Raw genomic sequence first — 13,188 nt, 5'->3', positions numbered from 1 at the left:
GTCCCTGCCGCGCCGAGCCTTCACATCTTGATCTTGGGCTTTCCTGTCGCCGTAGCGGTCAGATCCACCCAGTTGGTGAACTTCATTTCCTGCCCATACCCGTCGCAGAAGCGGTGCTCGTCCACGTCCAGCTTAACCTTGATATCGACCGCCCCAGTACGCTTGATCCGCTCTTTCACGAAGTATTCAGCATAGGACTTGCCGGCAGCCATGGCCGAGTCGTAGTTGGAGTATTCCATGGGCGAGGAACCGGGTCCAAAGACGATGTACTTGAAGTCCTTGGGGAAGATGCGCACGGTGGCCGTCTCGGTCACCTGACTGAGCACCGCCCCTACGGCGTTCCCCACATCATGGTTCTCCGGGACGATGACCGGACAGCCCAGCCTGGTCTCCAGCGGCTTGATGAATACCTCAGCCGGGGCGCCCACACCTACGATGGGCACGATGGGCCGGGCTTGGACGTCCAGATCCTTCAGCACCTTGGAACCGGTGGCAGAGCGCAGGAGGAGGTCGAAACCTTTGGAGCTGGGGATCTCTCCGCCATGATCGACCACCGCCTTCTTGATGATCTCCTCGCCGATGCGGGTTATCATGAGGTCCATTATCATGTCCGCCAGTCTCCCCGGATCATCCCCGTACTTGTTAGCAAAGATCTTAAGGGCGCTTTCCGCGGCTTCTTTGTCCCCTGCTTCGTAGATCCCCTGAACATGCATGATGTCCGTGGGGGTCAATCCGGTCAGCTGGATATAGCCCCTCTTGCGCAGGGCGATGAGCTGGTCCTCGACGAACACCACATCGTCGATCCCGTTGATCGCTTCGAAGAGGGTACAGTCGCCGCGGTCCCAGACGAACTGGAGGACCCTTCTCTCCTTGGCTGACAGCACGGGAGACTCCCGACGTATGGGCAGGTAGAAGTTGATAGTGTCCTGCGCTGCCATTCTCGTCCTCAGCTCAGGGCGGCCCTTTGTGGCGATGGCCAGGGGCACCACGCGGTCCGGGCCGATGGTGAGATTGCCCTTGTCGTCCATGGTGACGTTGGAGTCCCCCCCGAGGCCGGAGGTCCAGATGTCGATGGCTCTGACCCTGGTACGCCATCTGCCCACCATGGAGCCTTCCATGTTGAGGCGCGGGAACCCATCCTGGAGGTAAGCGATGTCGGTGGATGTGCCCCCGAGGTCCACCACCAAGCAACTATCGAGCCGGGAGATCGCCCGGCCACCCATGAGGCTGGCCGCTGGGCCGGAGAGAACGGTATCCACCGGGCGCTCCTTCGCCACCGGCAGGCTCATCAGCCCTCCGTCTCCCTTGAATACATAGATCGAAGCGTCGATGCCCCGGGAGAGCAGTGAGCGCTCCATCGCCTCCAGGAAATCGTTGATGATCGGAAGCAGCTTGGCGTTGAGGACCGCGGTCACTGTTCGCTCGTAGATCCCCAGCTCTGCAGTCATGTCATGCCCCATGACCACCGGCAGATTGTACCGCGATTGCACCATCCCCTTGGCCGATGCCTCCTGGATGGGGTTGGCCACGCTGAACATGCCGGAGATCACCACGGCGTCGACCTCCTTGCAGACCTCGTCGATGGCCGCTTCCAGCCCCGCCTCGTCCAGGGGCTCGATCCGCTTGCCCATGGAATCGTATCCGCCGCGGACGAAGGCTGTTCGCTTGACATCGAAGGCCCACTCCGGCTGGGGGGTCCATCCTATGCCAATGAGCCCGACATCTCCTCCCCGCCCCTGCAGGATCGAATTAGTGGCCAGAGTGGTAGAGAGGCCGACCAGTTTGATCTCCGCGGGATCGATGTTGCCTTTCTCGATCGCCGCCTCCACGGCCTCGACGATGCCGATAGACAGATCCTGATACGTGGTGGACGCCTTGGCCTTTGCCAGCACCATCTGGGAATCGAGATCGACGATAGCTGCGTCAGTGAATGTGCCGCCAGTGTCCACACCTAATCCAAGGGTCATCAGGTTACAACCTCGTCGGCCCAATGGAGCATCTGGAAGGGGATTATGATGCCCCCGCATAAACATGTCTGATTTCGAACATTAGCCTGCCTGTTTCCCGGGGATCGTGGGCCCGGCCATTCAGAAAGACTAACTAAGGGGGCCCCCATTAGGGCCTGTCCGCATGATGGAGGCCGAGTTTTCCATCCGGGGCATGCGCTTCTGGATCGTGGACCTGGCTGCCGATCGGTCTTGCAGCGTCACCGTTACTGAGTGCATACCTTGGAGGAAGAAGGGGGGCCAGGCCCTGTTCGAGATCTATGGTATGGAGGGAGACGTAGAGGAAGCCATCGATGAGGTCCGGGCGCGTCCGGAGATCATCAGCGTGGAGGTGGTCGAATCGTCCGAGGGACGAGTGGTCGGTTCGGTGGCTATGCGGGACCTATGGGTCATCTGGAACATCGTGGACTGCGGCTGCTTCCTCGAGTCAGCATGGTCCAACGGGGACGGCAAAGCCTCGTTCAAGGTGTTGTCAGGCAGCGAGGGTTCCCTGCCCAACCTCATCAAGGCGATCTCCTCCCGGGGAGTGGACATCGAGATCACCCGGATCGCCCGCACCGTGGACCGTCCGGTGGTCACCAGGAAGCAGGAGAAGGTGCTGCGGCTCGCGCTGGAGAGGGGCTATTTCGACTACCCCAAGCGCATAACCCTGGAAGAGCTGGCCATCATGTCCGGGATGTCGACCTCCACCGTCGCGGAGACGATAAAAAGAGGGGAGAGGAACATCCTCAAAAACTTCTTCGAGAAGAGGAAGTGAGGCCGGCTCAGCGATGCCTGGTCCGGCCGATCTGTTCGTTGTACTTGCGCTCCACCCTGGACTGGTGATTGGCCACCGCTCGTTCGGCATAGGCACTGCCACCGATGTGGTCCATATCCTGGATGTAGAACTCGTGGTCGCACTTGGCGCACCGCACTTTGGGGCAGTTCTTCGTGGCCATGGGGCAGCCCCGGCAGGCGATGGTCCTGGCATAGGTCAGTGAGAACTCGAACCCGCACTGGGGGCATTTGGACTTACGAATGGTGGCCAGCGTGTTCCAGCTGACCCCGTGCTCCACCATAGCCTGGGCGTAGTTGGGGTGGATGAAGTCCCTCTGCCTCGGTCTATCCTCTTCGTCCCGGGCCACGCTTCATCCCCCATGGTGGGCCATGCCCTTCTCGACCTCATAGTAGTCCTTGACGATCTCATATGTGAGCCCATACCGTCCGAACACCGCGGCGATCGCCTCCAGGCTCTGCTCCCGGACCTCGGGATCCCAAATCCCGTGAACAATTACGTGCATGGTGAGCTCTGCGTCCTGGAAGGTCGCACCCTGCCCGAAGTCGTGCGTCACATTAGGTCCTCTCTGCAGATCGATCAGGCTGGCAGACATTGCACCGTTGGCCGTCTTCAGGAAGGCTTTGACGTGCCCGACCAGATCGGCGCCGTGGTCCATGCAGCCCTTGGTCACCGCGGACAGCAGCTCCCCCAGCACCCTGGCTGCCTCCTCCCGGGACAAGGCCTGGGGGGCGTGCACCCTGATCTGGGTGGCGAACTTACCCAGTTCGTCGGCTTCCCGGTGCATGGCCAAGTGTACATCCTCGTCCATGTTCATCCGCTCCCGTACTGCTGACGCAGGAGTTCACGCTCCACCGCCTCATCATAACGCGAGGAGGTGCGCTCGGAAATGATGTCAGCGACCTCCTTCACTCCCTGCCGCTTATGAGTGGATATCCTCATCATCTCGCACTTGGGGTTGATCTCCCTGACCAGGTCCTCGGAGCGCTTGATGCGTTCCTCGTCCGAGGCGTCCACCTTGTTGATCAGACAGACGTCTGCTTCCCGGATCTGGGTGACCACCAGCCGCCTGACCGTCCCCAGCAGGGTGTCGATGCGGGTGGAGTCGACCAGGGTCAGCACTGGGGCATGCTCGATGGTGACCGGAACCTCGGCCTCGGAGTACTCCGCTGCCCGCTTCAGGCCCCAGGGGATGGCGACCCCTGACGGCTCAACGATGACGATGTCCGGTTTGAAGCTGGTCCACAGCAGCGCGAGGGTGTTGGCGAAATTGCCGGCGATCTCGCAGCATATGCAGCCGCCGGACATCTCCTTGGCCTTGAGGCCGTAGGAATCCACGATCTTGAAGTCTACGTTGATCTCGCCGACATCGTTGACCACGATGGCAACGCGCTTTCCCCGGGTCACCAATTCCTTGGCGACTTCGATGAGCAGCGTGGTCTTGCCGCTGCCTAAAAAGCCTGCGATCTGTGCGATCTTCATGGCGTCACTGTCGTGCGATATGCCTGACACACTATAAAGAGCATTTGAGAATTAACCCCTCCGAGCCTTGATCACCCAGTGTTCCCTGACGGTCCCGATCGAGCAACTCTCGGGCATGCGGCCGGGGAACCTAATGCTACACCTCAGCCCCAACAGAAAATGCCGGCGTTGAGATCGAGTTTATCCAGAGAGAGCAAGGCCTGTAGCCCCGTTCGTCTCATCGTCCCGCGGCCCCCTGGCCTCTTGGCCTACCGTTCATTCCTTTCATCGAGGTACTTCTCCAGTGACCTCCTGAGGACCGGCGGTGGAACCTCCTCGACACCTCCGCGGGGCAGTTTGTCCAGGGAGAACGGCCCGAACGACACGCGGATCAGGCGCTTCACCTGCAGCCCCAGATGAGCCATGATGTTGCGGACCTCACGATTCTTGCCTTCATGAATGGTCACCACCAACCAGTGGCCGGTTCCCGCTTCCTCGCCTTCCTCGATCTCAATCTTGACTGGCTCGTAGCGGATGCCCGCAATGGTCACCCCATTGGCGACCGAAGCGAACTTCTCGGGACCTATGTCTCCTTGCACGCGGACGCGATAGCGCCTCGGCCAGGCGTTATGGGGCAGCTCCAGATGCCGCGCTAGTTCTCCATCGTTCGTCAGAAGAAGCAGCCCCTCGGTGTTGACATCCAAGCGTCCCACGCTCACAACCCGCGGCATCTCGGGGGGCAGATTCTCGAATACCGTCGGACGGCCCTTGGGGTCCTTCGCTGTCGTAATTGTGCCCGTCGGCTTGTGGTAGCGCCAAACACGGGTCCTCTCGGCCGTCCTCAGGGGCCTCCCGTCGACTGTGATAGTCGCTTCGTCCGTAACATTCAGCGCGGGCGAGGTCAGGACCTTTCCGTCGACGGCCACCCGACCGTCCGCGATAAACCGTTCGGCATCGCGGCGCGAGCACACGCCGGCCCGAGCTAGCACTTTCGCGATGCGTTCGCCTTCAAAGGCTGATCCGGCCATAGGCATCTCCACCTCGCTTAACTCTCTTCCTGCAGACCTTCTTGTGATTATCGACTGCCAGGAAAGGGCATTCCCCGTCGACAAGACGGTGTCCGGGAGTCATTTCTTCTTAGTCGCGAGGGCCGACCTTATCCTGGCGACCGCCTCCTGTGCGTTCATCGCATAGAGGTCCGCCCCCATCTCGTCGGCGGCCTCCTGGGAGGTGGGCGGACCTCCGACCATTATGAGGGTTTGCGTCCGCACGCCGTCCTCCACCATGGCGTCGATGGTAGTCTTCATCGAGTCCATGGTCGGGGTCATCAGGGTGCTCATGGCCACGATGGACGCCTTAGTGAGCTTTGCCTCACGGACGAAAGCGTCCTCGGGCTGGTCCTTTCCAAGGTCGCGAACGTCGTAACCAGCCGCCACCATCATGGCCTTTACGATGTTCTTGCCGATGTCATGGACATCGCCCTCCACGACGCCGATGACGATCACCGCCCGCTCACCCACTGCTTCCACCGAAAGATGTGGCAAAAGGATGTCCAGCGCCGCGTACATGGCATCCGCGGCGAGCAATACCTGGGGGAGAAAGATCTTGTGCTGGGAATAGCGGTCACCTATGATCGTCATGCCCTTGATCAAGCCGTTATCAATCGCGTCCATGGCCGAGACGCCATTCTTCAAAGCGTTGCGCGCATGCCGTACGGAATCTTCCTTTTTTCCGGAGACCACTGCGTGCTCGAGCCCGGCGATTATGCGCGCATTTCTGTCCATGAGCCATCAGTGTCCTTGAACGCCGGGATGGGGTGCCCCGGCCCTCCCGGTTCGGAGATGCAGGAATCTGATATTAACCCTTAGCACGGAAATAAGTGATCGAAACCCGACTCCTATGGCAACTGGAACTGCCAAAGAAGCATTGAAGGGGGGTGAAAGAAAAAGGTAGAGAAAAGATTGGAAGAGGTTTGGAGTTGAGACCATCTTCAAGCGAAGGTACCATACTGCTTGACGGTGTCGTTGCAGATCTTGATGTTCTCCATCTTGGTGGAGAGCGCGGGCGGGACCTCGCAACCGGAAGCGATGCAGTACCTGGCTCCGAGACCACGGTCCTTGAGGGCCTTGACGACCTCGTTGCAGAGGTTCATTGTGGTCTTCTGCATCTTTTCGGGGGTCCAGCGCACATATCCCTGGGGATCGATGTTGCCAGCCATCAGGCAGTTGTCGGAGTAGCCCTTGGCGATGACTTCCTTAGCGGAGGGGCTTCCAGGGATCAGCGGGTAGTAAGCCATGCTGTAGATGGTCGACTTGAACTTCGTCACCTGGGTGTCCAGGTGAGGCAGGTCGGCGCAGTTGTGCACGCAGTTGGCCATACCTTCCTTGACCACGAGCTCGTTCAGGCAGCCGGCGTACTTGTGCTGGCCCTCGAACTCGTCGTACTCCTTGTCGCCGAGGCAAGAGTAGGAACCCCATAGGTAGTCCCAAACCAGGCCAGCAGGCTTCTCCTGGGCGAAGGCCTTGACCATCTCCTTGTCGTAATCGGTGATGATCTCCAGGGCCTTGTGGACGGCGGCGCGGGAGGACTCGTTGTCGTACATGTCCTTGAAGACGAACTCCGCGCCCCTGCTCTGAGTTAGGGCCAGCAGAGGTCCTTCAAGGAAAGCGGCGGTTATGACCTCGGAAGCAAGCTCCTTGACGAACATCCCGGTACCCTTCACCAGGATGTTGGACCGGCTCTTTGGGTCGTTGATGTTGGGAACCTCGATCTTCTCATAGTCCTCCACAGTCTTGATGACCGGGTCGTCGACGAACGGGGTGTTCTGCTCGTCCATACGGACATGGGAGCCGAGGTCCCCGGCCATGACCGACAGGTCCATCAGGCCGATGGCGAAGTCAAAGTCGAAGTACCTCTGACCAGCGATGAAGGCGCTGGCGAACCGCTTGGGGTCGGTAACCCAGTCGTGATAGGTGATCCCCGATCCGTTGACGAGCCTGCGGCAAACCCCCATTGCGAGCGGATATACGGGCAGGCGGTCGGCCGGCTTGTTGCTGAGCGCGGCGACATCCCTTTCGATGTGGTTCATTGTGTCTGCCATGTTTTAACCTCCTTACATCGCGGCCTTGACCTTGGCCACAGCGTCCTGGGCGTTCACGGCGTGCATGTCCGCACCGATCTCGTCGGCGAACTCCTGGGACGTCGGCGCGCCGCCGATGATGATCTTCAGCTTGGAGCGGAGACCTTCCTCCACCATGGCGTCCACGGTGGCCTTCATCGAGTCCATGGTCGGGGTCATCAGGGTGCTCATCGCAAGCACCTGAGCGTTTACCGACCGGGCGTTGGTGACAAAGGAATCGGCAGGCACGTCCCTCCCGACATCATGGACGTTGAAACCGGCAGCTGTGAACATGGTCTTCACGATGTTCTTGCCGATGTCGTGGACATCGCCCTCCACGACGCCAATGACCATCTCTACCCTCTTGGCCGCAGCTTCCCTCGGAATATGAGGCAGAAGGATATCCAATGCGCCGTACATGGCGTCAGCAGCCAGCAGTACCTGGGGAAGGAAGATGGTGTGGGCGGCGTACTTCTCGCCAACGACCATCATTCCCTTGATAAGGCCGTTATCGATCGCATCAAGAGGCTTCACGCCGCTGGAGATCACTTCATTGGCGATCTTGGCCGCGTCCGCCTTCTTGCCGTTCACGATAGCGTGCTCTAATCCACTCAACACTTCGTCTTTGTTCGACATATATCCACCTAGCAAGTCTTAAACCCGAATCCTAGAAAGCGGGTTCGAGGCTGATTCCCCTTACCACGAGAAACTTCAAGATTAGTATTAATGATTGTTATGGATGGATACTCCATCCATTACCCAGTGAAGCATTAATATGTCTGGCTAAGGATGAGATTTACCGATTTGCCAGCATAAAGCGGGACCGATATTAACGTCGTTTCATCTGATTTTTCGAGAGTCGGGGCCGGTTTTCCTCATGGCAACATCCAAGTCCGGAGACCACGAGAAGGGAATGATTCGGCCCTGAAGAGAATGATGGCCACCTGAGGGCTATGAACATAAAGGGGCGTCTTGGGTCCTTCCCCCGCCAGCGAGACCCTATGTTCGTCTGTCGAGCCTGCAACAAAGCTCATGGATGGAGGCTGAACCAATATGCCTTCGGTGAGGGATCGTCCTAGGGCGGATACGCAGGCAAAGCGATCTCTGGAGAGGTGCTGAGCAGGGAAGCGCGAGCGCGCCCCGGATGCAGGCAAGGTGGTTCCCCGGTCCTCGCCACCATCCTTCAGGCCGATGTTAGTGGATCCGAGCCAGGCCAATGAGCGAGCGCACCTGATTGATGTCGAGGCGCTCCTCCTCGCTGAGCAGACTAAATCCAGCGAACCCGCTGATGATATCCACTTCCAGCACCAGTTCCGGCTGTTCGAGGTCCACGATGCCCCGGTCGATCGGCTCTGTGAGCATCTTGACCAGGTCCAGATTGGAACCTCCTTCATAATGCCGTTTATGGAGCTCCATCTTCCAGCGGTCCTGGTCTCTGATCCGTTCCCCGAACCGTCTCGCCGCCTCTATCATGGCCTCCGGGTCGGAGCTCACCCACTCCTCCACCGGAGTCCAGTGATGGGTGTGCTGGAACACCTCTGGAAATCTAATGGAGAATGCGCGGATCTTCCTCACTGCATCCTTCCCATCTCCGGTCACTCTCAGCAGCACAAGACCGCTGACCGAGGACTCGATCATGTCTTCCAGAGGAATGTCGTTGTCCCTGAGCCGCTGGATGATCTCTTCCTCGGCCTTGGCCTTGCTGTTCGGATGGAAGGTCACCAAGATATTGTAATCCTGCATGGAAGTTCCTGACCTTTGATTGAGACCCCTCCATAGATAACTCTATCGAGAGGGGGGAAGATATGCCTTCAGTGAGGATGCCCAGATGGTCAATCTTCGCCCTATGGCCCTGAGCGATGTACCCGAGGTACAAGCATTGGTGGAAAGGACCATACGTACCTCTTATCACGGAGTCTACTCTCCAAGAGCCATAGAGTTCTTCATTCGCTACCACGGAGAGGGAGAGATCATTGGAGACCTACGAGAAGGCATTTCGCTCGTGGCGGTCCAGAAGAATATTATCATCGGCACGGCCACGCTGCGCGGGGACTTGATCACCAGGGTGTTCGTCGAGCCGGACGAGCAGGGAAGAGGCATCGGAGGCCGCCTCATGGAGGCGTTGCTAGAGGGAGCCCGAAAGAACGGGCTGAAGGCCGTTCGCCTCGATGCCTCGGTGGTGTCAAGGGAGGTCTATGAGCACATGGGCTTCGCGCTTGTCGCCGAGCGGTCCCATGACCTTGGAGACGGGGATTCCCTGCCGTACCACGAGATGGTCCGACGACTATAGGTCATCCTTCTTTTCCACCAGATAGAACGTCCCGGCCCCCGCCAGGGTAAGAAGGATGGACAGGGCGACGATCTCCCATTGGAACTGAGTCAGCATCGCCAGCGAGGCCAGGGAACCCACCGCCGCGGAGAGGACATACCCTCTTCCCATAGGCAGGCCCTTGCGGGAGAATTGGATTACTGCCATGTTGACCGCCAGGAAGACCAGGAAGATCGTGAAGTTCGCCACGTTGGCGGTCAGCTCGATACCTCCCAAGAAACAGAACAGAAGGGATGCCCCAGTGGTCAGAACGATGGCCGCTAGAGGAGTCCCCCTTCCCGGATGGACATCCGACAGGAACCTGGGCAGCGCTGATCGCACCGACATGCCGTAGGCGATGCGGGAGGACGCGATGAGGATTATGAGCACCGTGTTGGCGGTGGATAGCAGGGCGATGCCCGATAGGAGCAGGGAGGCCCCTTGTCCCGAAGCGGCTAGAGCCACATCAGAAAGAGGAGATGAGGATGCTGCAAGATCTTGGTAGGGCAAGATGCTGACCACTGACAGGGCGATCAGCACGTACAACACCGCGGTGATCAGGAGGGAGAGCAACAAGGCCCGGGGGATGGTCCTCTGAGGATCCTTGGCCTCGTCACCGATCTTAACCAGGCCCTCGAACCCGATGAACGCGAAGAAGATCAGTCCCACCGCCCCGATGACTCCGGTCAAGCCATTGGGCGCCTCGGTGTAATCAACCGTCCCCAGGTAACCCGCGCCCAGGACGATGACCACAACGACACCCAGGAGTTCGGTGAGCGTAAGGATAACGTTGACGGTGAGTGATTCCTTGATCCCTATGTAGTTGATGGTGGCCATGACCAGGATGAGGGCCGTCGCCCCCACTGCAACTGGCACCCCCAGCAGGCTGAAGAGATACCCGCCGAAACCCAACGCCACCGCCGCCCCGGAGATTATGCTGGAGATGAGCACAAGCCACCCGACGATGAAGGCCCAGAAACGGGAGCCGAAGGCCTGCTCCACGTACACGTACTCGGCCCCGCTGGCCGGTAGGATGGAGGCCAACTTGGCATAGCTGAGGCCGCTGAAAAGAGCGATGCCAGCGGCAATGGCAAAGGATAGCCAGACCGCGTTCCCGGCTGCCCCGGCGGCCACTCCGATGAGAGCATAGACCCCCGCTCCCAGGATGGTCCCCACGCCATAAGCGACCGCCCCGAACAGACCTACCTCCCTGCGCAGTCCTTGGACCATCAGATTGAAAAAGGTCAACCAAGGATATATACCGGCCCGTGGTCGGGTATTTTTAGCCCCATCGCCATTAAGCCCATTGTATGGTGACGGAAGCACCCCAGCCCCATCGCCAGAAGGGCTGGTGGTATCGGAGGGTGGCCCGTGAAGCCGACCGCAATATGCTCGGGACGGGCGAGCGTATAGGCAACATCGTGGGAATATTCTTCGTCCTTTTGTTCTTCGTCATACTCATCGACATCCAGACGAGCGGGGCTGGCTTCTTCACCGAGAAGTTCGGTCCGCTGGAACAGCTTCTGCTGTACGGTTCGCTGCTATATGGCATCTTCCCGGCCCTTCTTCGTGCCTTCACCGCCAACCGTAACCTCGGGCGTCTGGCGGACGTCATCGGCTCGGTTCTGTTCGTGATCGCCACGACCTACCTGCTGGCGGTGTTCCCCTTCGACGTACCCTCGTTGCTGGACTATCTGCTCGGGCCGGTCAGCGGCGCCTTCTTATGGATCACCAACGACCTGGTGAAGGACATCATGCTGCTGAGCATCATCATCTCGGTCGTATCACTGGCCTACAATCTCGTGCAGTACCTTGCGGTGAGGGAGGAGCTGAGGTGGAGAAGGCTGCGGGGGGCGGCTTTTCCGGCTACCGGTGATAACCGGCCTTGAGCCCTTATCAGCGACCACAGCATTCCGGGCCGCAGGTCACCTCTTTGCTCCCGGTCAGGGCGGCTTTGATCATCGCCGCGGCGCAGCCTACACCTGAGTTAACGAGGACCGCTCCCACCGGGCAGTTCATCTGGCAGGCGCCGCATTCCATGCATCGTTCCGGTTCGTCCAGTACCGCCTTCTTTTCCCCGGCCCGGAACACCCCATGAGGGCACACCTCCGAACAGCGTCCGCAATTGACGCACCGGCCGGGGATGTAACGCAGCGTATTGACCTCGTTCTCGTCGGTCTTGTCTACCCCCACCATCGGCAGCTCCATCATCACCACCACCCCATCTCGCCGGATATCACTGCGGCCATCAGCACCGCCCCGGCGACCACCATCACGACCATGATGGGCACCCACCGGAAGATCTCCTTCCTCACCCCAGTCCTCGATGTGGAGGTAGAGCATCCGGTGAAGTTAAGGCCCAGGTAGCCCACCACCGGAGCCACCAGCAGGGCGATGGCTACCCCATAGGCCATGTCGCCCCACAGCGGATGCCCGTCTAGGGCATGCACGCATGAGAAGGGTAAGGATATGGCTATTCCGAGGATCAGACCCTTGGACGAGAAGTCCTTGGTGGGAAGGTATGGAAGGAGAAGGGGGAACAGGGCGGTACCCCCTAGGACCGCCGCCACCGCGATCAGCATGCTCCCCGTTCCACCGACCAGGAGCAGCACGGCCATGGCCGGCAGGAGGTATTTCAAGGATTGCACGACCTCCACCGGGACCAGGACAGCACGGTCCCGCAGAGGGAAGGCAACCCTCCTCATCTCCGGCGTGACCCTTCCCAGGCGAAGGTACTCAGGGATGTCCCCGGCCCTGACCGGGCCGTACTCGACGGTAAATCCAGTCGCTCTCTTCACCACATGCGCGGCCACTCCCGGTGCGCCCAGTTGGGGAAGAATCAACCTGCGGTGATCGACCCTCTCCGCCAGGCCGCTGCTCCCTATCTTTGAGATCAGCTCATCGGTCCCGAAGGAGCCTTTTCCAGCAGCACACCACACGTTCACCCCCTTGGTGTCCAGTACAAGGATGAAAGCGTCGATGTCATGGAGCGCGACCCTCAGCGCATCGAAACTCAGGGTGTAGTTGGCCGAGACGAAGACCGGAGAGGCCCGTGAAGGAGCGCCGACGCCGTAAAGACCTGGGACCACCAGATGTTCCATGCGACGGTATCCCACCCGCGCCCGAAGATGGTCCCAACGGTCGCTGGAGGTAAGCTCGGTGGATACTAGTATGAGCTCCTGGCCCGTGCTCTCACTCCTCCAGAAGAGGGCCGAAGCGGTCCTTCACCGTGACCATGAGGTCCTCGGCCTTGAACATATACAGGCAGCAAACCTTGCCGTCGCGTTCCTTGGTCACCACTGCCAGCTTATCCCCAGGCCGGAGCTCGAACCTGTCCCTGATCCCCTTGGGAAGGACGGTCTGGCCACGCTCATCGACACTTATGATGGCTTCGACCTTGGTCTCCTCGGGGACAACGCAATTGATTGTTGCTTCATCCTTCTTCGTCATGACAGCGGCATGTATCCATCGAAGATAGAAAAAACTTCTGATTTTTCTGATTGTTCAGATTTATCGGATA

Annotated in this window: 16 protein-coding genes; 3 read left to right on the top strand and 13 right to left on the bottom strand. The window is 59.5% G+C overall.

Features of this window, described 5'->3' with window-relative positions:
• Nucleotides 1-20 precede the first annotated feature (20 nt).
• Complete coding sequence (locus SA339_03370; GenBank protein ID MDW5562241.1) at nucleotides 21-1,967, bottom strand: hydantoinase/oxoprolinase family protein; 1,947 nt, start codon at nucleotides 1,965-1,967, stop codon at nucleotides 21-23.
• Nucleotides 1,968-2,130: 163 nt separating this feature from the next.
• Here SA339_03370 and SA339_03365 point away from each other — a divergent pair, with 163 nt between their 5' ends.
• Nucleotides 2,131-2,763 carry a helix-turn-helix domain-containing protein gene (locus SA339_03365; GenBank protein ID MDW5562240.1) on the top strand — a complete coding sequence of 211 codons (633 nt, stop codon included), beginning with the start codon at nucleotides 2,131-2,133 and terminating at the stop codon, nucleotides 2,761-2,763.
• A gap of 7 nt (nucleotides 2,764-2,770) precedes the next feature.
• Here the strand turns inward: SA339_03365 and SA339_03360 are convergent, their stop codons facing one another.
• From SA339_03360 to SA339_03325, 8 genes are all read right to left on the bottom strand, one after another.
• Nucleotides 2,771-3,130, bottom strand: a complete 360-nt coding sequence (locus SA339_03360; GenBank protein MDW5562239.1) for a hypothetical protein — start codon at nucleotides 3,128-3,130, stop codon at nucleotides 2,771-2,773.
• A 3-nt stretch (nucleotides 3,131-3,133) separates the two neighbouring features.
• Entirely contained in the window at nucleotides 3,134-3,592 is a 459-nt protein-coding gene (locus SA339_03355; GenBank protein MDW5562238.1) for a hypothetical protein, read from the bottom strand.
• Nucleotides 3,593-3,594: 2 nt separating this feature from the next.
• On the bottom strand, nucleotides 3,595-4,263 hold the full coding sequence (locus tag SA339_03350; GenBank protein ID MDW5562237.1) for a molybdopterin-guanine dinucleotide biosynthesis protein MobB: 669 nt from the start codon (nucleotides 4,261-4,263) through the stop codon (nucleotides 3,595-3,597).
• 248 nt (nucleotides 4,264-4,511) lie between these two features.
• Nucleotides 4,512-5,270: a pseudouridine synthase gene (locus SA339_03345; GenBank protein MDW5562236.1), complete on the bottom strand. Its 759-nt coding sequence runs from the start codon at nucleotides 5,268-5,270 to the stop codon at nucleotides 4,512-4,514.
• A gap of 99 nt (nucleotides 5,271-5,369) precedes the next feature.
• Entirely contained in the window at nucleotides 5,370-6,026 is a 657-nt protein-coding gene (locus tag SA339_03340) for a corrinoid protein (GenBank protein MDW5562235.1), read from the bottom strand.
• Nucleotides 6,027-6,232: 206 nt separating this feature from the next.
• Nucleotides 6,233-7,342, bottom strand: a complete 1,110-nt coding sequence (locus tag SA339_03335) for a uroporphyrinogen decarboxylase family protein (GenBank protein MDW5562234.1) — start codon at nucleotides 7,340-7,342, stop codon at nucleotides 6,233-6,235.
• Nucleotides 7,343-7,354: 12 nt separating this feature from the next.
• On the bottom strand, nucleotides 7,355-7,996 hold the full coding sequence (locus tag SA339_03330; GenBank protein ID MDW5562233.1) for a corrinoid protein: 642 nt from the start codon (nucleotides 7,994-7,996) through the stop codon (nucleotides 7,355-7,357).
• Nucleotides 7,997-8,554: 558 nt separating this feature from the next.
• Nucleotides 8,555-9,103 carry a hypothetical protein gene (locus tag SA339_03325; protein ID MDW5562232.1) on the bottom strand — a complete coding sequence of 183 codons (549 nt, stop codon included), beginning with the start codon at nucleotides 9,101-9,103 and terminating at the stop codon, nucleotides 8,555-8,557.
• A gap of 85 nt (nucleotides 9,104-9,188) precedes the next feature.
• On the opposite strand from SA339_03325, the gene SA339_03320 reads away from it, so the two are divergent.
• Complete coding sequence (locus SA339_03320) at nucleotides 9,189-9,650, top strand: GNAT family N-acetyltransferase (GenBank protein MDW5562231.1); 462 nt, start codon at nucleotides 9,189-9,191, stop codon at nucleotides 9,648-9,650.
• On the opposite strand, the gene SA339_03315 is transcribed toward SA339_03320, so the two are convergent.
• Nucleotides 9,645-10,898: an amino acid permease gene (locus SA339_03315; GenBank protein MDW5562230.1), complete on the bottom strand. Its 1,254-nt coding sequence runs from the start codon at nucleotides 10,896-10,898 to the stop codon at nucleotides 9,645-9,647. The two genes, SA339_03320 and SA339_03315, sit on opposite strands and share 6 nt — an antisense overlap.
• Nucleotides 10,899-10,978: 80 nt before the next feature.
• Here SA339_03315 and SA339_03310 point away from each other — a divergent pair, with 80 nt between their 5' ends.
• Nucleotides 10,979-11,557: a hypothetical protein gene (locus tag SA339_03310; protein MDW5562229.1), complete on the top strand. Its 579-nt coding sequence runs from the start codon at nucleotides 10,979-10,981 to the stop codon at nucleotides 11,555-11,557.
• Nucleotides 11,558-11,564: 7 nt separating this feature from the next.
• Here SA339_03310 and hgcB read toward each other — a convergent pair whose 3' ends face one another.
• Genes hgcB through SA339_03295 form a run of 3 tightly spaced genes read right to left on the bottom strand, consistent with a single transcriptional unit; the run spans nucleotide 11,565 to nucleotide 13,118 of the window.
• The gene (gene hgcB / locus SA339_03305; GenBank protein ID MDW5562228.1) at nucleotides 11,565-11,864 is read right to left on the bottom strand and encodes a mercury methylation ferredoxin HgcB; all 300 of its coding nucleotides are present in this window, start codon (nucleotides 11,862-11,864) and stop codon (nucleotides 11,565-11,567) included.
• A gap of 14 nt (nucleotides 11,865-11,878) precedes the next feature.
• A complete protein-coding gene (hgcA, locus tag SA339_03300) occupies nucleotides 11,879-12,841 on the bottom strand; it encodes a mercury methylation corrinoid protein HgcA (protein ID MDW5562227.1) in 963 nt (320 codons plus the stop codon).
• A 19-nt stretch (nucleotides 12,842-12,860) separates the two neighbouring features.
• Complete coding sequence (locus SA339_03295; protein MDW5562226.1) at nucleotides 12,861-13,118, bottom strand: HgcAB-associated protein; 258 nt, start codon at nucleotides 13,116-13,118, stop codon at nucleotides 12,861-12,863.
• Between the last annotated feature and the right edge of the window lie 70 nt (nucleotides 13,119-13,188).

The sequence above is a fragment of the Methanomassiliicoccus sp. genome (assembly GCA_033485155.1).
GTDB lineage: Archaea > Thermoplasmatota > Thermoplasmata > Methanomassiliicoccales > Methanomassiliicoccaceae > UBA6.
The sequence above is the reverse complement of the archived record's forward strand: the minus strand, read 5'-3'. Positions and strand labels throughout refer to the sequence as shown.